Origin of the sequence: Roseomonas sp. KE2513, from assembly GCF_016107305.1 — a bacterium.
In the GTDB taxonomy this organism is placed as follows: Bacteria; Pseudomonadota; Alphaproteobacteria; order Acetobacterales; family Acetobacteraceae; genus Roseomonas.
Genome location: NZ_RCVR01000024.1, coordinates 57,403 through 78,086, shown reverse-complemented (window position 1 = coordinate 78,086; position 20,684 = coordinate 57,403). Strand labels below are relative to the sequence as shown.

At 67.6% G+C, this 20,684-nt stretch carries 20 protein-coding genes; 8 read left to right on the top strand and 12 right to left on the bottom strand.

The features are described from left to right. Positions 1–5: 5 nt before the first annotated feature. The 3 genes from D9599_RS20980 to D9599_RS20970 all read left to right on the top strand — a co-directional run bounded on the left by D9599_RS20980 (position 6) and on the right by D9599_RS20970 (position 2,518). Positions 6–794, top strand: coding sequence for an enoyl-CoA hydratase/isomerase family protein (locus D9599_RS20980; protein WP_198383245.1), 789 nt, complete (start codon positions 6–8; stop codon positions 792–794). 123 nt (positions 795–917) lie between these two features. Further along, positions 918–1,133, top strand: a complete 216-nt coding sequence (locus D9599_RS20975) for a hypothetical protein (RefSeq protein ID WP_198383244.1) — start codon at positions 918–920, stop codon at positions 1,131–1,133. After that, positions 1,130–2,518 (top strand): amidase, encoded by a 1,389-nt coding sequence (locus D9599_RS20970; RefSeq protein ID WP_198383243.1) that lies wholly within the window; start codon positions 1,130–1,132, stop codon positions 2,516–2,518. The genes D9599_RS20975 and D9599_RS20970 overlap by 4 nt, the downstream gene beginning before the upstream one ends. A gap of 25 nt (positions 2,519–2,543) precedes the next feature. Here D9599_RS20970 and D9599_RS20965 read toward each other — a convergent pair whose 3' ends face one another. Together D9599_RS20965 and D9599_RS20960 are read right to left on the bottom strand one after the other, a co-directional pair. After that, the gene (locus D9599_RS20965) at positions 2,544–3,305 is read right to left on the bottom strand and encodes a short-chain dehydrogenase/reductase (RefSeq protein WP_198383242.1); all 762 of its coding nucleotides are present in this window, start codon (positions 3,303–3,305) and stop codon (positions 2,544–2,546) included. A 103-nt stretch (positions 3,306–3,408) separates the two neighbouring features. Further along, positions 3,409–4,101 (bottom strand): SDR family NAD(P)-dependent oxidoreductase, encoded by a 693-nt coding sequence (locus D9599_RS20960; RefSeq protein ID WP_198383241.1) that lies wholly within the window; start codon positions 4,099–4,101, stop codon positions 3,409–3,411. Positions 4,102–4,244: 143 nt separating this feature from the next. Between D9599_RS20960 and D9599_RS20955 the strand changes: the two genes are divergently transcribed. The 5 genes from D9599_RS20955 to D9599_RS20935 all read left to right on the top strand — a co-directional run bounded on the left by D9599_RS20955 (position 4,245) and on the right by D9599_RS20935 (position 9,524). Further along, entirely contained in the window at positions 4,245–5,096 is an 852-nt protein-coding gene (locus tag D9599_RS20955) for an IclR family transcriptional regulator (protein ID WP_198383240.1), read from the top strand. Between the two features lie 187 nt (positions 5,097–5,283). After that, the gene (locus D9599_RS20950) at positions 5,284–6,414 is read left to right on the top strand and encodes an iron-containing alcohol dehydrogenase (protein WP_198383239.1); all 1,131 of its coding nucleotides are present in this window, start codon (positions 5,284–5,286) and stop codon (positions 6,412–6,414) included. A 20-nt stretch (positions 6,415–6,434) separates the two neighbouring features. Then, complete coding sequence (locus D9599_RS20945) at positions 6,435–7,610, top strand: exo-alpha-sialidase (protein WP_198383238.1); 1,176 nt, start codon at positions 6,435–6,437, stop codon at positions 7,608–7,610. Further along, on the top strand, positions 7,607–8,500 hold the full coding sequence (locus D9599_RS20940; protein WP_232480733.1) for a dihydrodipicolinate synthase family protein: 894 nt from the start codon (positions 7,607–7,609) through the stop codon (positions 8,498–8,500). Before D9599_RS20945 ends, D9599_RS20940 begins: the two co-directional genes overlap by 4 nt. A gap of 49 nt (positions 8,501–8,549) precedes the next feature. Then, on the top strand, positions 8,550–9,524 hold the full coding sequence (locus D9599_RS20935; protein WP_198383236.1) for a tripartite tricarboxylate transporter substrate binding protein: 975 nt from the start codon (positions 8,550–8,552) through the stop codon (positions 9,522–9,524). Positions 9,525–9,575: 51 nt separating this feature from the next. On the opposite strand, the gene D9599_RS20930 is transcribed toward D9599_RS20935, so the two are convergent. The 10 genes from D9599_RS20930 to D9599_RS20890 form a co-directional block, all read right to left on the bottom strand. After that, positions 9,576–11,330 carry a GMC family oxidoreductase gene (locus tag D9599_RS20930; RefSeq protein ID WP_198383266.1) on the bottom strand — a complete coding sequence of 585 codons (1,755 nt, stop codon included), beginning with the start codon at positions 11,328–11,330 and terminating at the stop codon, positions 9,576–9,578. Between the two features lie 21 nt (positions 11,331–11,351). Continuing rightward, positions 11,352–12,074: a gluconate 2-dehydrogenase subunit 3 family protein gene (locus D9599_RS20925; protein WP_198383235.1), complete on the bottom strand. Its 723-nt coding sequence runs from the start codon at positions 12,072–12,074 to the stop codon at positions 11,352–11,354. An 11-nt stretch (positions 12,075–12,085) separates the two neighbouring features. Next, on the bottom strand, positions 12,086–13,510 hold the full coding sequence (locus D9599_RS20920; RefSeq protein ID WP_198383234.1) for a c-type cytochrome: 1,425 nt from the start codon (positions 13,508–13,510) through the stop codon (positions 12,086–12,088). Positions 13,511–13,890: 380 nt separating this feature from the next. Then, positions 13,891–15,873, bottom strand: a complete 1,983-nt coding sequence (locus D9599_RS20915; RefSeq protein WP_232480732.1) for a DEAD/DEAH box helicase — start codon at positions 15,871–15,873, stop codon at positions 13,891–13,893. A 206-nt stretch (positions 15,874–16,079) separates the two neighbouring features. Next, positions 16,080–17,372 (bottom strand): LLM class flavin-dependent oxidoreductase, encoded by a 1,293-nt coding sequence (locus D9599_RS20910; RefSeq protein ID WP_198383233.1) that lies wholly within the window; start codon positions 17,370–17,372, stop codon positions 16,080–16,082. Beyond that, positions 17,369–18,106: an ABC transporter permease gene (locus D9599_RS20905; protein ID WP_198383232.1), complete on the bottom strand. Its 738-nt coding sequence runs from the start codon at positions 18,104–18,106 to the stop codon at positions 17,369–17,371. Before D9599_RS20905 ends, D9599_RS20910 begins: the two co-directional genes overlap by 4 nt. Continuing rightward, positions 18,103–18,228: a hypothetical protein gene (locus tag D9599_RS31995; RefSeq protein WP_255531625.1), complete on the bottom strand. Its 126-nt coding sequence runs from the start codon at positions 18,226–18,228 to the stop codon at positions 18,103–18,105. Before D9599_RS31995 ends, D9599_RS20905 begins: the two co-directional genes overlap by 4 nt. Positions 18,229–18,270: 42 nt before the next feature. Then, complete coding sequence (locus tag D9599_RS31990) at positions 18,271–18,858, bottom strand: ABC transporter permease (protein WP_198383231.1); 588 nt, start codon at positions 18,856–18,858, stop codon at positions 18,271–18,273. A 50-nt stretch (positions 18,859–18,908) separates the two neighbouring features. Then, complete coding sequence (locus D9599_RS20895; protein WP_198383230.1) at positions 18,909–19,913, bottom strand: ABC transporter substrate-binding protein; 1,005 nt, start codon at positions 19,911–19,913, stop codon at positions 18,909–18,911. Between the two features lie 23 nt (positions 19,914–19,936). Continuing rightward, positions 19,937–20,683, bottom strand: a complete 747-nt coding sequence (locus tag D9599_RS20890) for a class II aldolase/adducin family protein (RefSeq protein WP_198383264.1) — start codon at positions 20,681–20,683, stop codon at positions 19,937–19,939. Position 20,684 lies beyond the last annotated feature (1 nt).

The following is a 20,684-nucleotide window of genomic DNA, read 5'->3' as shown; positions in this document are numbered from 1 at the left end:
ACGCCATGATCCCCGGGCTAGAAGGGTTGGAACGCTTCCGCGTCGAGCTGGAGGAGCACGTCGCCACCGTCACCATCACCGCGCCGCCGGTAAACGCGCAGGACCGGCGCTTCAGGGAGGAGATCGTCCGCGTCTTCGACGTGCTGCACGACACGGCAGAGGTGCGCGCGGTCGTCCTCACCGGTGAAGGCCGTGCCTTTTCCGCCGGCGCGGACCTGAGGGAACGTCCGAACCTCGCGGAGGAACCCGGCGCCTATCCCCGCCACAACCGCCTCGTCCGCGCCTCCTTCGATGCCGTGATGGAATGCAGCAAACCCGTCGTGGCTGCCGTGAACGGGGCGGCCATCGGCGCCGGCTGCGTACTCGCGCTGTGCTGCGACATCCTGGTGGTGGCAGAGGAGAGCTTTCTTTCCATGACGGAGGTGGATGTCGGCCTGGCTGGCGGCGTGCGGCACGTCATGCGCTTCTTCGGGCAGTCGGACGCGCGGCTGATGATCCTGACCGCGAAGCGCATCACGGGGCCCGAGCTCCTGCGCATGAACGCGGCCTCCCTCTGCGTCCCGCGCGAGCGGCTGCTGGAGGAGGCGATGGCCATCGCGCGGCAGATTGCCTCCAAGGCGCCGCTCGCCGTCCAAGCCGCCAAGCGCTCCTTCAGCATGACGGAGGAAATGCCGCTGCGCGATGGCTACCGCTACGAGCAGAGCCAGACCGTGGCGCTCGCCCGCACCGAGGACACGCGCGAGGCGCAGCGCGCCTTTGCGGAGAAGCGGAAGGCAGTTTTCCAGGGCCGATAGGACCGTGCGTGCCGCGCTGGCGGCACCCCGCGCATCGCCGACGCAGCGACGGCAAGGTAGAGCCCTGCGGCTCAATCGAGCGAGGCTGCAGGGCGCTACCCTCGCGCCGCGATGGCTGGCACGATGCAATCGCCCACCCTGCACGAGGCCACCCGCATGGAAACATCCCTGACCGAGGCTCTAGCGCGGTCGCTCGGACTGGAGAAGGCGCTCGCAGCCCATCGCGACGACGTCCTTGCGGCCGCCAGCCGTGCCGAAACCATTCGCGCCAACCTGCCGCAGCTTCGCGACCCCGCGGCCGAACCCTTCCCGCCGATGTGTCCGGGCCCGCGCCGTTGAAGCCCCTTCACAGCCTCGGGGTCGCCGAGATCGGCGCCGCCTATCGAGATGGCACGATCACGCCGCCACGCCTGCTGCGTCATCTACTGGACCGGATCGAGCGCCTGAATCCGCGCGTGCACGCCTTCATCCAAGTGGATGCCGAGGCCGCCATGCTGGCAGCCGAGGCGGCGGGGGCCGAGTTCGCGCGCGGTCGCGCGCGGGGCCCACTGCATGGAATCCCCGTGGGCATCAAGGACATCATCGATGTCGCGGGGCTACCGACGACCTGCCATTCGCGCATCCTGCTCGGCAATGTAGCGGCGGCGGATGCCGCTGTTGTCGCGCGGCTGCGGGCAGCCGGCGCGATCATCATCGGCAAGCTCTCCACGCACGAGTTCGCGCTCGGTGGCCCCGCTTTCGACCTTCCCTTCCCGCCCGCGCGTAACCCCTGGAACACAGATCACCATCCCGGCGGCTCCTCCTCTGGCTCGGGCGCGGGGCTCGCGGCGGGGCTTTTTCCGCTCGCGCTCGGAACGGACACCGGTGGCTCGGTGCGGAACCCGGCCAGCCAGTGCGGCATCGTCGGACTCAAGCCGACCTATGGCCTCGTGTCGCGCCGCGGCGTCTTCCCCCTCGCCTTCACGCTTGACCATGTCGGCCCAATGGCCCGCCGCGCGCAGGACGCGGCGCTGCTCCTGCAGGCCATCGCGGGCCACGACGCGCTGGACCCGGGCAGCGTGCCGGCTCCGCCGCCGCGTGCGACCAGCGCCGGCATTGCGGGGCTCCGCGTCGGTTTCGTACGCCATTTCCACGAGACCGACATGCCGGCCGACTCCGAGGTCGCCAGCGCGCTGGAGCAGGCGGCCGCCCTCCTGTCCGCGGAAGGCGCAATCGTGCGGGACGTTACGCTGCCCTCGCTCAACGACTTCGCGGCGGTGAACCGGGCAATCCTTCACGCCGAGGCCTATGCAATCCACGCCCCCTGGCTGCGTGACCGCCCAGGTGACTACGCGCAGCTCACCCGCTCCTCCCTGCTCACCGGCGCGTTCCTGACAGCCGACGACTACATCCAGGCGCAGCGGGCACGCGGCTGGATGATCGAGCGGGTGGAGCGGGCGCTTGGCGAAGTGGACGTGCTGCTGACCGCCAGCTCCATGGATCCTCCGGCACGGATCGAGGACGCGGCGGAGGTGGCTCGCACTTATCCTCGGCAGGCGCGCACGCCCTTCAACGTCACGGGCCATCCGGCCCTGGCGATGATGGCAGGTCTCTCGAACGGCGGCCTTCCGCTCTCGGTGCAGTTCGTCGCGGGCTACTTCCAGGAGGCCCGGCTGCTCGACGTCGCCGCAGCCTTCGAGCGGGTCGCGGAGCTGCCGAGCTGCCGAATGCTGGAGGAGGACTGAGCACCGTTGCGACCGGTGTGCGCCCTCAGGGCGGCGCCCCGTTGATCGTCAGGATACTGCCGCTCGTGTAGCCGGAGCGGGAGGAGGCGAGGAAGGTCGCGGCGGCCGCGATCTCCTCGACCGTGGCCGCGCGACCGAAGGGCATGGTGGTCTGGAACTCGCGCCAGCGCTCCGCGTCGCCCAGCTCCTTCGTCGCGCGGGCGCGGAGGAGCACTTCGTTCCGTTCGGTGGCGACAGGCCCGGGATTGATGCCCATCACGCGGATCCCGTCCTTCGCGGCGCCGATCGCCAGGCTGCGCGTGAAGGCCATGAGTGCTGCGTTGCCGCTGCTGCCGGCTATGTAGTCTGGGTTCATCCGCTCCCCCGCCGCGCCGATGATGTTGATGATCACGCCGCGGCTCGCCTTCAGCACGGGATAGAAGGCACGGCTGAGACCAATGGTGCCGAAGACCTTTAGGTCCCAGGCCGCCCGCCAGGTGGCGTCGTCCACGTCCAGCAGGTTGCCCGCCGGGATGGCGCCGGCATTGTTCACGAGGATGTCGAGGTCGCCGGCCTCCGACGCCACCCTTTCCACCTCCGCTTGGTGGGAGAGGTCCGCCGGGATCACGCGCGGGATGGGGCCGCCCTGTTCCACGATCTCTTCCGCCGCGCAGCGCAGGGCCGCCTCGTCGCGGGAGACGAGGGTGAGTGCGCAACCCTCCGCAGCAAGACCAAGCGCGATTGCCTTGCCGATGCCCTTCGACGCCCCTGTCACGAGGGCGCATTTGCCGGAGAGCTGCAGTTCCATCGGGACGTTCCTTCCTTCCGACGCTTTCAGCCCCCGAACCGGGAACGTGGGCGGAGCGGCAGCATGGCCGACAGCCTCCGCCGAGTGAAAGAGGGCACTGATCTCAGAGGGAACTTCCACCGCAGATCACGATCTGCTGCCCAGTGATGGCGCCCGCCTCCGGGCCGAGGAGGAAGGCGGTGAGGGCCGCCACCTCTGCCGGGTCGATGAGCCGGCCGATCGGCGGCAGCCGCGGCGCCACGCCGGCCCGGCCGGGGTCGCGAAGCATGGGCGTATCGGTCGCCGCCGGGGCGACCACGTTCACGGTGATGCCGCGCGGGGCAAGTTCCGCCGCCCAGGACCTGGCCATTCCGACCAGCGCAGCCTTAGTGGCGGCATACTGGCTGCGGCCGGCAGCTCCGGCCGCAGTCCGGCTGCCGATCAGCACCACGCGCCCGCCATCCTCCATTCCTGGCACGATTGCGTCCGCGAGGCGCGAAGCCACGTCCACGTGCAGCCGCCACATTCCTACTCCAGCGGCCGGGTCGAGGGAGCCGAGTGGCGCAGTCCTCATCAACCCAGCGGCGTGGACCAGCGCGGCCGGGCGAAGGCCCGCCACCGCACTGCGCAGGGCCTCGACATCCAGCAGGTCCACCGCGCGGTGCGTGAAGGCGGCCGGGCGATCGCCCGGGTCGGTGCGGCTGAGCCCGGTGACCCGCCATCCTTCGCGCAGCAGCCGTTCGGCGATGGCGGCGCCGATGCCGGAACTCGTACCTGTCACCACCGCGTGACGCTTCCCGGTTTCCTCAGCCGTCATGGTCACCGCTCCTCAGGGGTGGCCGGTCTCTTGTTGACACCGGCTTCGCGCCCCCTTTAGACCGGCAGAAGAATTCGAACAAATGCACGCATTCCGATCAACTGGCTCATGGAGTGGGTGCGGCAGTGAAAAGGGAGGACGGCTTGGGCGAGCACGCTCCCGGCCTGAACGGATCGCGGGACCGAATTTCGGAGAACCCCAAAAACCAGGTGCAGTCGGTCGCCAAGGCCTTCGCCGTGCTCAAGGCCTTCGGGAGCGACCTGCCAGAACTGACGGTTGCGGAAGTGGCACTCCGCTCGGGCCTCGACCGCGGCACCTCCTTCCGGCTCGTCCACACGCTGATCAGTCTCGGATACCTGCGTGCGACGCCCGATCGGCGACGCTTCCGCCTGACGCTGAAATGTCTTGAGCTCGGGTTCGCGGCGCTCTCCTCCGGCGACCTTGCCGGCCACGCGACGCCCCTGCTGCGGGAACTCGTGCCGGGGATCGCGGAGGCCGCGTCCCTGGGCATCCTCGACGGCGGGCAGGTCGTCTACCTCGCGCGCGTTGAAACCGGCATGGACCGCAATGGCCTAGTCCGGCGACCCGGCACCCGCATCGGCGCCTATGCCACCGCGCTCGGCCAGGCCATCCTGGCCTGGCTGCCGCAGGAGGAGCAGATCGCGCGGCTCGAGGGCGTGGAGCGCGTGAAGCTTTCCGAGCGCACGCTGACGCATCTTGATGCCCTGCTCGAACGTCTCGCCGAGGTTCGCGCGCGCGGCTACGCGGTTTCGGACGGCGAAAACGCCTATGGGCTGCGCACCGTCGCCGCCCCGGTGCTGAGCGCGGCGGGCACGCCCGTCGCAGGGGTCAGCCTGACCGTCGGACCCGGCCAGGTCGCCACTCCCGATTTCATCGCCCGCGCCGCCCCCGAGGCGCTGCGCACGGCCGCCGAGCTAGCGGAGGGACTGCGCCTATCACTCGGCGCCATTGCCGTTGCACAGGGTTCACGATGATCGGCGATTGGAGAACCCCGCTCTTCGGCCCTGCCGGTACAGCAGCCAAGTCGCGAACGGCAGTCACGGGCAATCCCATCGATTGCCGCACGACCTTGGATACCTGGGGCAAGTGCATCACCGGCGCGCCCGGCCTGATCGACGCTTCCGGGCACACCGAGCAACTCGCTTCCCATAAGGCAGCCGCATGAACAGTCTTCCCAGCCCCATCGAAATCCAGCGGCCAGCGAGCCTCGAGTTCGGCGCGGGCCTTGCCGGCCGGGTGGGCGAGTGGGCGTCGGCGCGCGGCATCAAGCGCAGCCTCGTCATCGCGACCCCGCCGATCGCCGCCCGCGTCGCGCAGCTGCACCTGCCGGGCGAGGTCACAGTCTTTGGCGAAGTCCGGCCCGAGCCGGACATCCCGAACCTTGAGGCGGCCATCGCCGTTGCCGAGCGGGTGGAGCCGGAACTCGTCGTCGGCTTCGGTGGCGGCAGCGCCATGGACCTGGCGAAGCTCGTCGCGGTCCTGCCGGGCAGCGGCCAATCCATCCACGACGTGGTCGGGCCGGAGAAGGTGCTTGGCCGCAGGGTGTCCCTCGTGCAGGTGCCGACCACATCCGGCACGGGCAGCGAGGCCGGCACGCGCGCCCTCGTCACTGATCCCGTGACGCGCAACAAGCTCGCGGTGCAGAGCCGGCATATGATGGCCGACCTTGCCGTGGTGGACCCGGACCTCACCATCACGGTGCCGCCCGACGTGACCGCCGCAACCGGCGTGGACGCGCTCGCCCACTGTGCCGAAGCCTTCACCAGCCGGCGCGCCCATCCGCTGATCGACCTCTACGCGCTGGAGGGCATTCGCCTCGTCGGCCGCTATCTCGCGCGCGCCGTCGCGGACGGGCAGGATCGCGAGGCGCGGGCGGGTCTCTCCCTCGCTTCCCTCTACGGCGGGTTCTGCCTCGGACCGGTGAACACCACGGCGGGCCATGCCGTTGCCTATCCGCTCGGCACGCGCCACCACATTGCCCACGGCCTCGCCTGCGCGGTGATCTTCCCGCACACCCTCGCGCACAACGCACCCGCTGTGCCCGAGAAGACCGCGATGATCCTGCAGGCGCTTGGCGCGCCCGCGCTGAGCGATCCGGGTGCCGTGAAGGTGGCCGCCTACGGCTACTGCGCCGCGCTCGGCATCAAGATGCATCTCTCGGCCCTCGGCGTTCCCGAGGGTGATCTCCCGGCCATGGCCGAGGAGGCGCACGCGATACGCCGCCTGCTCGACAACAACCCGCGCGATCTCAGCCGCGAGGAAATCCTCGCCATGTACCGTGCCGCCTACTGAACATCGCCAGGAGGAACGCCATGCCGGACACCGTAGGGCTGATCGAGCGGCCCGAGACTCTCTCCCCCGTCCCCGGCGAGCCCGGAAGGGTGGAAGCCTTCATCCCCACGCCCTGCGTGCAGAACCACGCCTCCTTCCTCATGCCCCTACGCAATGGGGATCTCGGATGCGTCTGGTTCGGCGGCACGCAGGAGGGGGTGCCAGACATCTCCGTGCACTTCTCCCGCCTTGCACCCGGCGCCGCGCACTGGTCGCCCGCCGAGCGCCTGTCGGACGATCCCGCGCGCTCGGAGCAGAACCCCCTGCTCTTCCCCGCGCCCGACGGCTGCCTCTGGCTGCTCTGGACGGCGCAAATCGCCGGCAACCAGGACACCGCGATGGTGCGCCGCCGGATCTCGACCGATAACGGCCACAGCTGGGGCCCGGTGGAGACGCTGTTCCCGGAGCAGCCGGGCTTCGGCACCTTCATCCGCAACCCAATCCTCGTCACCGGTCGCGGCGATTGGCTCCTGCCGATCTGGCGATGCACGAAGCCGCCCGTGGGTGCCTGGACGGGTGACCTCGACACCAGCTCCGTCATGATCTCCTCGGATGGTGGCGCGAGCTGGGTGGAGCACCCTGTGCCGGATAGCACCGGCCTCGTGCATATGAGCCTCGTGGACCTTGGTGGCGACCGGTTCGTCTCCTTCTTCCGCAGCCGTTGGGCCGACTGGATCTATGCCAGCCGATCGGAGGATGGCGGCCGCAGATGGACTATCCCCACGCCGACCCAGTTGCCGAACAACAATTCCTCGATCCAGGCCACGCGCCTCGCGGACGGCGGCATCGCCATCGTCTTCAACGAGTCCAGCGCGGCCGATGCGACGGGCCGCCGCCTGTCCCTCTACGACGATATCGGCGGCGACGAGGTGGCGCCGATCACCGAGCGAAGCGCCTTCTGGGGCGCCCCGCGCGCGCCGATGACCGTCGCTATCTCCGACGACGAGGGCCGGACCTGGCCGCATCGCCGGAACCTTGAGACCGGAGACGGGTACTGCATGACGAACAATTCGAAGGACCGCCTGAACCGCGAGTTCTCCTACCCGTCGATCTGTGAGACGGCCAATGGGGCGCTGCATATCAGCTACACCTACTGGCGGCAGGCGATAAAATATGTCCGGGTGACCGCGGCATGGGTTCGGGGAGAGGTCCGTTGAGCACCGCCCTTCATCCGCGCGGCGTCTTCTGCGCAGCGCTGACCCCCGTTACGGCCGACCTCTCGCCCGACCATGATCGCTTCACGGCCCATTGCCAGCGCCTTCTTCAGGAAGGCTGCGACGGCATCGCCCTTCTCGGCACCACAGGTGAGGCGAACTCCTTCTCCACCGCTGAACGACAGGGGCTTCTGGAGGCCACTGTCGCGGCTGGCATCGCGCCCGACCGCCTGCTTCCCGGCACGGGAGTCGCCGCGCTGACGGAGACAGTCGCTCTCACGCGCCACGCCCTTTCGCTAGACGTTACCACCGTCGTGATGCTGCCGCCCTTCTACTACAAGGGCGTGTCCGACGACGGCGTATTCGCGAGTTATGCCGAGGTGATCGAGCGCGTGGCCGACCCGCGACTGCGCGTCGTCCTCTACCACATCCCGCAGTTTTCCGCGGTGCCCATCACCTTCCCAGTCATCGAGCGGCTGCGGGATCGCTTCCCGGGCACCTTCACCGGCATCAAGGACTCCGCCGGCGAGATCTCTCACATGGAGGCCCTGGTGGAACGCTTCCCGGGCCTCGCTGTGCTCGCGGGCGCCGATCCACTGATGCTGCCTCTCCTGCGGCGTGGGGGAGCGGGCTGCATTACCGCTACTTCCAACCTCGTCGCATCCGACCTAGCATTTGTTTTCCGGCATTTCACCGATGAGAGCCGCGCGGCCGAGGTCGAGGCTGCGCAGGCCCGCATCGTGGCGGCTCGGAACCAAGCGTCCCGTTTTGCGCAAATGGCTTCGCTGAAGACGCTTCTCGCCGCCCGGCTGAACGACGAGGGCTGGACCCGCATGCGCCCGCCGATGCTGCCGCTGCCGCCTGACGAAGCGACAGCGCTTCTCGCCGGCTGAACCACGATCGCGCCGGCCCGAAGAAGCCGGCTCTACAAGGAGGAAGAGGATGTTCAGACGCGACCTGATCAGGGCTGCCGGTGCGGTCGGCCTGCTCGCCGGCCCGCCGGTGCACGCCCAGGGCGTTTGGCCTACTGGGAAACCCATCCGCGTGATCTGCCCCTGGCCTCCCGGCGCGGCCAACGACACCTTGGCACGGCTCCTCGGCGCCCGGTTGCAGGAGAAGCTCGGGGCTACCGCCGTTGTGGAGAACCGCACGGGCGGTGCCGGCCTAGTCGGGACCAACGCGGTGTTGCAAGCGCCCGCTGACGGCTACACGCTTCTCGCCTCCGCCTTCAACACGGCGGTCATGCCGCTGGTCCTCCGCGGCGCGAACTTCGACCCGCAGACCGACCTGGAGGTCATGGCCCGCACGGCGCGCGCGCCGCTGGTGATGGTGGTCAGCGGAACGAGGCCGGAAAAGACCCTCGCGGAGGTGATCGCCTCTGTGAAGGCCCGCCCGCGGGAGTGGAACATTGCCATCTCCTCGCTCGGTTCTGCCGGCCACCTGGCGACCATCGAGTTCAACCGGCGCACCGGTCTCGACCTGAATATGGTCAATTACCGCGGCACACAGCCCGCGCTGACCGACCTCATGTCCGGGAGCACACAGCTGCTTATCGATCCAAGCTTCAACCTGCTACCCGCAGCCGGCGACGGCAAGGTCCGTGCGCTGGGCATAGCCGCCGCTGAGCGCTCGAGCCTTGCCCCGGACGTCCCGACCATGGGCGAGGCCGGCCTGCCGGGTTACGAGTTCCAGTCCTGGTACGGTGTCTGGGCGCCGAAGGGCACGCCGGCCGAGATCTGCAGCCGCGTGAATGCGTTGATGCAGGAGACGATGCGCGAACCGGCCATGGTGCAGCGCCTCACGACGCAGGTGCTGGAGCCCGTGACCGAGAGCATCGAAGAGACCAAGCGCTTCATCGGTGCAGAGATCACACGGGCGCGGGAACTGCTTCGCAGCGTCAACTACCAGCCGGAGTAGAGCAACAAGGGCGCCATCTCCGCCGCGCTGCGGAGTGGCGCCCCAAGCTGCTCACATGTCGATCAACCGACCAGGGTTCTTGAGGTATCCCTCCTTGATCCCTTGCAGTGACAGGTAGGTAAGCGCCCCCACGGTGTTCGTCGGGTTGTACCCAGCGTTCTGCGGAAAGGCGCTCGCGCCGATCGAGAAGACATTCGGCACATCCCAACTCTGCAGCCGCTTGTTCACGGCGGAGTTCGACGGGTCAGTGCCCATGATGGCGCCGCCGCAGATATGGGTCGTCTGATAGGGTACGACACTTGCCGGCACGGGCGGCGCGCTGGTGTTCACGATGTCCGGGTTCATGGCCCGTGCGATTTCCTCTGCGCGAGCAAGCATGAAGCTTCGCATCCGCAGGTCGTTCGGAGAGAAGTCGAACGTCATGCGTGCGAGCGGCAGGCCGAGATCGTCCGTATAGGTCGGATCGAGCGAGATGTAGTTCTGCCGACGGGATGTACTGCCCGCATGGACCCCGACATTGACGTTGTGATCGTACCATTTGTTGTTCGCCTGCTTCCACGCCATGCCCCAGCGCGGTGAATCCGCGGGCAGCACACGCTGCTCGATCGGCCTCAATCCCGTGTTCTGGCCGATGATGTAGCCCCCGCCGATGAAGCCATGCGGGCCGTGGTCGAAGTTGTCGCCGTTGAATTCATCCACGATGGCACCCAGCGCACCGGCGCCGGCAAACTGGTTGAAGCGCTCCTTCTCAAAGAAGGCGCGGGCCGTTGCCACCGTCTGGTAGCTGAAGTTGCGCCCGACTTGCCCCTGACCTGTAGCGGGGTCATAGGGCGTGCCAATGCCGCTGAGCAGCATCAGGCGTACGTTGTGGATCTGGAAGGCGCAGAGCAGGACCATATCAGCAGGCTGCCGCGTCTCGCGTCCCAGCGCATCGACGTAAACCACGCCCGTCGCGTGCTTCTTGTCCGGCGTCAACTCCACCCTCGTTACGCGGGAGCCCAGCCGCAGCTCAAAGTTCGGGTTACGCAGCGCAACCGGCAGCACGGTCGTGAGCGGGCTCGCCTTCGACCAGTTGTAGCAGCCGAAGCGCTCGCAATGGCCGCAGTAGGTGCAGGCCTGCATCTGCGCGCCGTCCGGATTGGTGTAGTCCTGAGACAGGTTAGATGAGGGCTGCGGGTAAGGCTTCAGCCCAAGCTTGCGCGCGCCCTCCATGAAGCGCTGCTGCACCAAACCCATCTCCATCGGCGGGGTGGGATACTCGCGGGCCCGCGCGCCTTCGAAGGGGTTCCCGCCCTCCTGGATCTCTCCGCGCAGGTTGCCCGCTTTGCCGGAGGTGCCACAGAGGTATTCAAAGCGGTCGTAATGCGGCTCCATGTCCTCGTAGGTGACGCCCCAATCCTGGATCGTCATGTCGTCGGTGATGGCGCCGTCGCCGTAGCGCTGCTTGTTGTGGCTCAGCATCTGGAAGTCGGCCGGAAGGAAGCGGAAATGCTGCCCGTTCCAGTGAACGCCCGCCCCGCCCAGCCCCTCACCCAACAGGAAGGCGCCCAACCGCCTCATCGGCAGCGCTGCTTCGTTCGGGCTGTTCCGGAAGGTCAGCGCGTCCCGCGAAAGGTCTTGGAACAGGGCCCCGCGCAGGGAGTATTTCAGTTCATCGAGCACGTTCGGTGCAGGGAAGTCGCTGGCTGTGTCGCGGAAGCCGCCGCGTTCCAGCCCGACGACGCGCAATCCTTCGGCCGCCAGTTCGCGGGCGGCGATGGAACCTGTCCAGCCCATCCCGACGATCACGACGTCCGCCTTCGGCATCTCCTTCACGGCGTTCTTCCTCTATCCGATCGAGACGGGATCGCCGTCGTAAGGGGTCTTGTCCGTAACCAGATCGCCACGCACGGGGTTGGCGCCGGGATAGCCAATCTGCTTCCAGGTGGCGGCACCGCGATTGCCGCCGTAGAGCGGGTCCGCGAAGTAGCCCTCGATGGTATTGTTCAACAGAAGTTCGAAGAACACGGAGGAGGGGAGCCCATTGAGATCGAAGGGCTGCTTCTCCATGCGTGTCAGCAGCGCATCGCGCTGCACCTCATCCAGCTCAGCGACACCCTTGCCGCTCTCCGCCCGCACGACGCGGTCCAGCGCTTCCAGGGAATGGCGGTACATGGCGGCCGGAGTCAGCGCGTATTGCCAACCCTGGCTCGGCTTTCCTTCCGCGAAGGGGCCACGCATGTACCAGTTGCTTGCGGCACCGAATGTACCGGACAGCTGATGATCGATGAAGGTGACAACACCAGATTCGACGCCGCCCGGTCCGCCCTCGCCGGGCGGGATCAGCCGGTCGACCAGCGCGGTCAGCATGTCCGATTCCGGGTTGTTGAGGAAAATGCGGGCGCCCTGCTCCGCGGCGGGCGGCGCGTGCTCGGGGCCTGCCGGCGCGGCCGCTGGAGCAGCGGGTGGCGTTTGTGCCTCGGCTTGGCCGACTAGGCCCGCCAGAGGTGTTGCCGCCGTGGACACGAGAAAGCCACGGCGGTTGAAGCAGTGACTGGGTGGCGCTGCCATCGTCCGGTTCCCTACCGAAGGGTGTTGAGGAACGCGACGACGTCGGCGCGGTCGCGGTTGTTCTGAATGCCCGGATAGGCCATCCGCGTGCCCGGTGCGTAGCCGCGCGGGTTCTTGAGGAAGGCGTCTAGCGAGGCGTCGTCCCAGGTGCCGCCGCGGTTGCGCAGCCCGCCCGAGTAGCTGAAGCCGGACACAGACGCGACCTGCCGTCCCTCCACCCCCCAGAGCGGTGGCCCAACGCGCACGGGTCCGCCCCGCTCAAGGCTGTGGCATGCCGTGCAGACGCGGCCGGCGACCGTCTTGCCGTGCCCCGCATCAGCCTGCTGGGCAGGTGGGCTGGGCTGGCTGGCGCCTCCCGCCGGGGCTGGCGCGGCTGCCGTCTGATTCGCCGTCCCGGCCGGTGCCGGTGCAGCCGTCGGCGCTGCCGCCGAGGGAGGGGTCGCCGCAGCTTGCTGCGTCGGGGCAGGCGCCGGAGCCTGCTCGGCCGGCGCCTGCTCCACGCCATAATAAACCGCCAGCGCGCGACCTAGCGTCGGATCGTCCTGGAGGCGGCGAATGTCCTCCGCCCGAAACCGCGGTGCATCACGTAGCTTCTCGATGGTAGCGTCGAGGCGTACCGCGTCGGTCTGTCCGCTGAAGCGCATCGCCTGCAAGGGCACGATCACGTCGGCCGCCGTTCCGAACAACGAGGCCACCGCACCGCCGCGCGCTCCCGCGGGACGAATGATGAGGTAGGTGACCCGCCCTTCTGTTGCGCCGGAGATAACAAGATCCTCGACGGTTCCGAGTTCGGTGCCGTAGTTACTCATCGCCACGACCCGCTTGCCGAGCAGCTCTCGCCCGGTGATCAGCCAGGGAGCGGCGTCTCCAGCAGGTGCGGCAGCCGATACCTGAGCGGGCGGCGGAGCAGCGGCTGGTGCGGGCTGCTGGGTTGCTGGTGCCGGTGCTGGCGCCGGAGCGGCGGCCTGCTGCTGCGCGCCCTGCTGTGGCGGGGCGGCTGCCTGTTGCTGCCCTTGCTGAGGCGCCGCGGCCTCTCCCGCAGGCGTGGTGTTGCCCGGCGCACTGCCGGCTGGTGATCCAGGAGCCGGCGGCGGCGGGACCGCTGCCTCTGCACCGCGACGCTCACCGGCCATGCTGGTAGAGAGAAGGATGGGTGCGAGCGGTGGTAGGCCGGCCGTGCGCAGCGCGTCGTCAGCCGCGCGTCGGCATCCCTCTCCGTCCTTGTCGCGAGCGGCCCGTTCGGCGCTCGCGATCAGCTCGTCGAGGTGACCACGTTGATCCTCAGGCGCGCGCTCCCGAGCGGCCGCCGCGCGTGAGGCATCCGAAAGACAGGCGGCACCGGCGGGTGCATCGGCAGCTCTCGCCTCCACTGCCGCGAACAAGCCGATCGCGGCAAGGGCAAGACCCTTGCCCCCACTGATTGCTGCACGCCTCATGCATCCACTCCGGTGTCGTTCAGGATCAGGAGCGGCTGTATGGCCGCACGCCCGTCATGCACGCGTGGCTCGAAAACGTGTCGTCAGCACAGGGGTTTGTTGCGGTGGCTGTTCCGAGCGGAAGAATTCAAATGTCATCCATGTAATGCAGCAGAGCTTCAAAATCGTATGCTGAGAGACCCATGCGCGGCGCACAGTCCCGCACCCGGTGAACCAGCAGTTCCGGCTACACGCAGAACTCCGGGCGTGACGTCCGGCGACATTCTTCACCGTTAAGCACTGGGTGACTCTAATCCATGTTGTTTACTGCCGAGCAGGGGCGACTAATTTTGACTCCAACATGTCGCTCTCGTCCTCATGTGAAGTGTGGGCGATTAGCGTCAGAGGCCTGTCGGTCCAGCGCGCCTCTTCGTCGCGCCTCGATGGTCGGCAACCTTCCTGCCGCCGCCCCAGAGCGTCGCAGGGCGGCCGACAGGCGGCCGCCACTCGCCGCGCCGCCTCGCTGCCCAACCGTAGCGGTGGTCGCCCTCCAACAAGTGCAGGTGGTCACGCAGCCGATTGCGCCCCAGCCATTCGAGCGCCGCCTCCAACTCTGCAAGTTCCATCTCCGCACGCGGCTTTCCGCCGAGCGCGCGCTTCAGCACGGCGTTGTAGGCGTGGAATAAGCCTGTCCCGCGAGGCGCCACGAGAGCGGGCGAAACGGAAGCATCGGGGCCGCCTCCCTGCCCGTCCTCCACGGCCTGCGCGGCGACAAGCTCGGCGAGCCGCTGCCGCAGACGCCGTTCCGCGGCAGAGGGTGGCTCGAGCAACTCGCCCTGCGCGTCCGGCTCACGTGCGGCGGCAAGCCCCGCAGCGAGATCAGGCCCGGGCCGGAGGGTGCTCAGGCGAAGGGCCAGCGCGTTGCTCTCCAGCGGCACGATCCCATGCCGCTCGCGTGCCTCCGCCATTTCCTCTTCCAACCAGCCGGGCAGCGCCAGCCTTGCTTGGCGCGGCGGGAGAGGTGGCTTCGCGCGCGTCCCCTGCTCTCGCTCCATCCGCCAACGGAAGCGGGCGAAGAGCGGATCGTCGGGATGGAAGACGAGGGCGCGCTGCTTCTCGTAAGGACCGGCATTCGGATCCACGCGCGTAGCGCGCGCGACCATCTGCTCCAGCCAGGGACGGGAACGAACATGTGTCAGCGCTGCCACGACCGCGACCTCCGGCGCGTCCAATCCCTCATAGGCCATGGCGACAGTGACGAGCACAGCCGGGTCGGCGGTGAGGCGGAAGGAGGCCAGGGTCTCGTGCGCGCCACGCTCCTCCGAGACCGCAAGCGCCATGCTCCCCACCTGTGCCACGGGCACCCAGCCGCGGAGGATGTCAAGATAGCGCCGCGCTTGCACCTGATCCGGCGCGACGACGAGGAGCTTGCCCAGTCCCCGCACCGCATCGGGGCCGAGCAGCCCCCTGCGCTCCGCCCGCAGGCGTCGTGCCGCCTCGAAGGCTCGCCGCAGGAGGCCGGCAGCGAAGCCGGTGCGGAGCGCGGTGAACAGGGCAGGTCTTGTGGATTCATTCGGCGCCACCGCGCGCAGTCGGTGCGGCCCCAGGCGCGGTCGCTCGCCACCGTCCTCGGGTTCGGGGCCGAGCCAAGCGGCCTCACCATCCAATGCACCGAAGGCGACCGGGAGGACCGCGCGCTCGGCCAGAGCGCGCGCGCGGCTATAGCCCACCACAGCCCAATCCGGCGCCGCGAGGTCCACCTCCTGCCTCCCTCCCGAGCCTGCCCGGTAGGGAAGCCAGAGGATCCGCCGCCCGTCGGCCCGCTCCAAGGTGCCCGACAGCAGCAGCCGCGCGGAGGCAAGGGCAAGCAGCGGCTCGATGGCCGCGGACCAGGCTGCCGAAGCCTCACCTGGCACGTCGTGCCCTGAGCCCGCCTCAGATTGGCCGAGAGCGGGCAGATGATGCACCTCATCCACGACGAGGAGGTAGCGATGCGCCCGAAAGGCCGCGAGATGCAGATCCGGCGCGGCCGCGATGCCCTGGTAGGTGGTGACGTATCCGGCGAGGCCGCGGCAGGGATCTCCCGGCAGGTTCTCCGCCGCGCGGACGGACAGGCCGTGGCCGAGCGCTGCCCGCCACATCGGGTCAGCGAAGGCTTCCTCGGCTTGCAGGCGCAGGCTGTCCCGCGGCACGACCCAACAGACCCGCTCGCACATCCCTGCGCCGATCAGGGCACGCGCGGCGATCACGGGCAGGAGCGACTTTCCTCCTCCTGGGGTCACGGCCGCGAGGATGTCCCTTATCCCGCCCGCCTCGCCCGCCGCCATCGCTGCAACAATGGCGGCGACCTCACGCTGATGGCTCCGAAGCGGACGGATAGGCAAAGGCCGAATTCCTTGTGAAGGAGACGCCCTAAGAACCTGATTCCCCTTAGACTTCTTGTCGAGAAAAGATTTTCAAGGAAAATAGCCGCTTAGGTGATTAAATCCCCCCCGCACCCCGCAACCGTTTCGGATGCTGCCGTTTACACGAGCGCAGAGACACCCCCAGCCGTCTTTGCAGTCCCGCAGCGCCGCCGAAGCGGGTCCGCTCAGACGCGCTCGGGGCGCGGCAAGCCCAGGTTGCTGCGCAACGTCGTGCCTGCGTAGTTCCTCCTGAATAGGCCGCGCTCCTGCAGGATGGGCACAACGAGATCGACAAAATCCCCAAAGCCTTCGTGGAAGTAGGGCGGCATCACGTTGAACCCGTCGGCCGCGCGCTCGGTGAACCACCGCTCCAGCATATCGGCGACATGCTCCGCCGAGCCGCAGAGCACCCAATGCCCCCGCGCCGCCGCAGTCAGGTTGTAGATGTCACGCAGCGTCATCCCCTCGCGCCGCGCCTTGCTCAGCATGACCGTCGCGAAGCTGTGGTAGGTATCCGGCAGCGTTATCTCCGGGACTGGTCCGTCCAGGTCGTAGCCGCTCATGTCTAGGCCGAACCGGTCGCTGAGCAGCTGGCGCGCGTTGCCGCCATCGACATAGCTCTGCAGCATGGCCAGCTTCTCGAAGGCCTCCTTGTTGGTTCGCCCGACGACCGGCATTACACCTGGCAGGATCGTCATGTCCTCGGGCCTGCGGCCAAGTGCTGGAAGGCGCGCCTTGAAGGAGGCGTACTGCGCCTTGGCCTCGTCAATATCCTGGACGACAGAGAAGACGACGTCGGCGGTTGCGGCGGCCAGCGCATGGCCCGGCTCCGATCCTCCAGCCTGCAACACGACCGGATGGCCCTGCGGCGAGCGGCCAATATTCACCGGCCCCTTCACCTGGAAGTGCGGTCCGTCATGGTTCAGCGGCCGAACCTTGGCTGGGTCGATGTAAAGCCCCGACGCGGGATCAGCAACTATCGCATCATCCGCCCAGCAGTCCCATAACCCCTTCACCACCTGCAGGAATTCGTTTGCGATGTCGTAACGCTCGGCATGGTTAGGGTGAAGCTTGCCAAAGTTCGGTGCCGCAGCAGGGCTGGCACCGGTCACAGCGTTCCAGGCGGCGCGGCCACCGCTGATATGATCCAGCGAAGCGAAGGCCCGTGCCACGGTGAAGGGATCGCTGTAGGTGGTCGCTACCGTCGCGCCGAGGCCAATATGCGTCGTCGCAGACGCCAGTGCCGAGAGCATGGTCAACGGTTCAAGACGCAGCGTATAGGACGGGTGGGCGGCTGGATCGGCATAGAGGTTGTCGCCCATGAAGATCATGTCAAAGCGACCGCGCTCCGCGGTCTCAGCGATCCTCCGCAACGCCCCCATGTCCTGAAAGCTATCGACGGCTCCCGGGTAACGCCAGCCTGCGACATGACTGCCTGTTCCCAGCAGGAACAAGCCCAGATGCATCTCACGGGTCATCGCCAGAAGATCACCTTATTTTCTATCCAGCCAATCAGTCCAAAGAAGGCAAGGCTCAGGGCGGAAGCCACGAAAATGGCAGACCAAACCCCGACGAAATCGATCCCCACCACCGCTTGGTAGATGATCCAGCCAAGGCCGCTCTGAGCACCCAGCATCTCCGTCACGATCGCCACGATCAGGCTGCGCACGGTCGCCACGCGCATGCCAGCGGCGATCAGCGGCAGCGCTGCGGGCAAGCGAAGCCGCCACAGCACGGAAGCCTGACCGGCACCGAAGCTGCGCAGCAGGTCAACGCTCCGCCGGTCCACCCGGTCGAAGCCCGCGAGCGCGCTGAGGAAGACAGTGAAGCCCACCGCCAGCGTCACGAGAGCGATCTTGGAGGATACACCGATGCCGAACCAGAGGAGCACCAGCGGTGAATAGGCCGCGACAGGCACCGAGTTTACCGCCATGACCACGGGCAGAACCGCGCTCCGCGACCAGGGCACTACGATGATGACGACAGCAAACGCAACGCCGATGGCTGTGCCGAAGGCATAGCCAACAAGCGCCTCGAGCAGCGTGGTCGCGCCGCCCGCGATCAGGTTGGCGCGCTGCGTCCAGATGCTTGCGAGGATCTCGCTGACCGCTGGCAGGGTGTATGAGGGCAGCGCAAAGCCCCGGGCCGCTCCCTCCCATAGAAGGACGAGAAGGACCGCACCAAGCAGGCCACGGAGGGCGACACGGCTCACTGCTCGGCGCCCCAGAAAACCAGCCAGCGCTCAGCAAGCGAGATGGCCGTGTAGAACCCCGTGCCTAGCAAAGCTGCGCAGAGGATGGCGGCCCACATCACCGTCACCTGCTCGGTGTACATGGCCTGCAGCAGGATGACGCCGAGTCCGGTGGTATCTCCGAACTACTCGCCCACGATCGCCCCGACCAAGCTGAGCGACGCGCCGAGGCGAAGGGCGACGAAGATCTGCGGCAGCGCGGCGGGGAGCATCAATCGCAGCAACAACTGCCGCCCCGTGGCCCCGAAGCTGCGCAGCAGCGCGATTTGGCGAGGATCAACCGACCGGAGCCCAAGGAGCGTGTTCACGGTCACTGGGAAGAAGGTGAGGTAGAAGGCGATCACCGCCTTGGCCAGAAGGGTGTTGCCGAACCAGAGGACCACGAGCGCGCCGAACGCTATAACCGGGACGGTCTGAAAGACGACGAAGATCGGGAAAAGCATATCCCGCAGCACTGGCGCGCGCAGGAAGAGGATGCCGTTTAGCACGCCCACTGCCACTCCCGCCGCGAAGCCGATCAGGGTTTCCAGAAGGGTACGCAGGAAGCCTGCGACATAGGCTTCCGGGGTCGCCACGATGGTTGAGAGGATGGCGCTCAGCCGCGGCAGGTATTCAGGCCGGATGCCGAGGGCGAGCACGGCCCCTTCCCACACCGCAGCGGCAATCACGATGCCTAGTACCAGCCGGCCCAGCCAGAGAAGTGCGGGTGCCACTCGGCGCCAACCCGGCGCTCTGCGTCGCGCCGTCAGTGCGAGTGCCGCACTCAAGCCATCCGGCCCGCAGCAGGGATTGCGGCGAGGAAGCTGCCGTCATAGACCTTCGCAAGGTCGACAGGGGCCTTGATCACCTCGTACTGGCGCAGGAAGTCGTGGGCGGAGCGCACCGCTGTCTCGTCGATCCAGAAGAGGCCCTGCTGCGCGGCGGCTCCGGCCGTCATCAGCTTGCCGGCTTCCGCCAGCATGAATTCCTGGTGGTCGCGGTTGAGCGATGGTGCCGCAGTCATGACGGCATCCACGCCTGCCTTCTGGTCCTTCAACGCATCCCGCCAGCCGCGAATGGATGCACGCAGGAATCCCCGCACCATCTCAGGCCTCTGCCGTGTGGTCGTCTCGCTCACGATCAGCGTGTCGCGCGGGAAGGTGATGCCCTGGTCCTCAGCGACGAAGGTCCGCAGCTTGTCGCGTCCGATGCGGGTCATCAGCGTGTAGAACTCGTTGTAGCGAGTGGCGGTGACCACATCGACCTGGCCGTCCACAAAGGGTGTAACCGACACCTGCTGGGGCTGCATGGTGAAGTCACCGGGCTTGAGACCGGCCTTCGCGAGCATGCCCAGCAGCACGTAGTTGGCGCCGGTGAACCAGGTAGTGATCGTCTTACCCTTGAAGTCCTGGATCGTGCGGATGGGCCCGTCGGCGCGGGAGACAAAGACGAAGGGCGTCTGCTGGTGGGCGACGCCGATGCAGACGACAGGGAGATTCTTCTCCCGCGCGGCGAAGACACTGTCCGTGCCGCCGGAGAGGCCGAAGGTATCCGCGCCAGAGGCGACCAGATTTTCCGTCAGCAGGTTAGGCCCGCCGGGGTTGATGGTCAGGTCGATGCCCTCGGCCTCGTAGTAGCCGCGTGCCTTCGCGAGGTAGAAGCCGGCGAACTGCGTTTGCGCAAGCCATTTCAGCCGCAGGGTTGCCTTCTGGGTGCCCTGGGCACGGGCAAGGAAGGGAAGGATGGCGGGCGCCGCAGTAGCCGCGGCGAGAAGGGTACGCCTCTGCATAGGGACGGTCTCCGTGGCTAGGTTTAGTCGCGGTAGGATGGGTCGGCACGGTCGAGTTGGCGGAGCAGTGCGGGCCATTCCCGCTGACCAGGCACGAGGATGTCGCCCTGCTGATCCCAGAACTGGCGCGCGGCCCTCTCGCAGACCTCATGCGGCGGTCTCACCAGCTTCGCGCCGGCTGCCGCGGCGGCCTGCATATCGAGCTGAATACGGGCGGCACGGTCGAAGTAGTAGAGCAGCATGAAGGCCTCGCCGGGCGTGCGGCCGGTCGTGAGAATGCCGTGGTTGCGCATTAACATTACCTTGTTCTCGCCAAGATCGCGCACCAGGCGCTCCTGCTCATCAAGGTCGATCGCCACCCCCTCATAGTCGTGGAAGGACTGTCTGCCGTAGAATCGCATAGCGAACTGGCTGAGCGGTAACAGACCCTCCTGCTGCCCGGAGACGGCGAGGCTCGCATCCGAATGGGTGTGCAGGACGCAAGCTGCATCGGCGCGTGACTGATGGAGCGCCGCGTGAATGACGAAAGCCGCGACGTTCACCTCATGCGGCGAGTTGTCGATCTTGCGACCCTGCGTGTCGATCTTCACCAGGTCCGAGGCGGTGATCTCCTCGAAGAGAAAGCCGTAGGGGTTGATGAGGAACTGATCCTCCTGCCCAGGCACGCGCAGGGAGGTGTGGTTGTAGATCATGTCGTCCAGTCCCAGCCGCGCCACCAAGCGGTAGCAGGCGGCCAGGGAGACGCGGGCCTCACGCTCCGCTTCGTCCATG

Bases quoted from the DNA above. Each gene is read 5' to 3' on its own strand.
- D9599_RS20920 (WP_198383234.1), bottom strand. From the start codon at position 13,510: ATGAGGCGTGCAGCAATCAGTGGGGGCAAGGGTCTTGCCCTTGCCGCG.
- D9599_RS20980 (WP_198383245.1), top strand. From the start codon at position 6: ATGATCCCCGGGCTAGAAGGGTTGGAACGCTTCCGCGTCGAGCTGGAG.
- D9599_RS20935 (WP_198383236.1), top strand. From the start codon at position 8,550: ATGTTCAGACGCGACCTGATCAGGGCTGCCGGTGCGGTCGGCCTGCTC.
- D9599_RS20965 (WP_198383242.1), bottom strand. From the start codon at position 3,305: ATGGAACTGCAGCTCTCCGGCAAATGCGCCCTCGTGACAGGGGCGTCG.
- D9599_RS20890 (WP_198383264.1), bottom strand. From the start codon at position 20,683: ATGGACGAAGCGGAGCGTGAGGCCCGCGTCTCCCTGGCCGCCTGCTAC.
- D9599_RS20945 (WP_198383238.1), top strand. From the start codon at position 6,435: ATGCCGGACACCGTAGGGCTGATCGAGCGGCCCGAGACTCTCTCCCCC.
- D9599_RS20960 (WP_198383241.1), bottom strand. From the start codon at position 4,101: ATGACGGCTGAGGAAACCGGGAAGCGTCACGCGGTGGTGACAGGTACG.
- D9599_RS20975 (WP_198383244.1), top strand. From the start codon at position 918: ATGCAATCGCCCACCCTGCACGAGGCCACCCGCATGGAAACATCCCTG.
- D9599_RS20910 (WP_198383233.1), bottom strand. From the start codon at position 17,372: ATGACCCGTGAGATGCATCTGGGCTTGTTCCTGCTGGGAACAGGCAGT.
- D9599_RS31995 (WP_255531625.1), bottom strand. From the start codon at position 18,228: ATGTACACCGAGCAGGTGACGGTGATGTGGGCCGCCATCCTCTGCGCA.
- D9599_RS20895 (WP_198383230.1), bottom strand. From the start codon at position 19,913: ATGCAGAGGCGTACCCTTCTCGCCGCGGCTACTGCGGCGCCCGCCATC.
- D9599_RS20930 (WP_198383266.1), bottom strand. From the start codon at position 11,330: ATGCCGAAGGCGGACGTCGTGATCGTCGGGATGGGCTGGACAGGTTCC.
- D9599_RS20950 (WP_198383239.1), top strand. From the start codon at position 5,284: ATGAACAGTCTTCCCAGCCCCATCGAAATCCAGCGGCCAGCGAGCCTC.
- D9599_RS20925 (WP_198383235.1), bottom strand. From the start codon at position 12,074: ATGGCAGCGCCACCCAGTCACTGCTTCAACCGCCGTGGCTTTCTCGTG.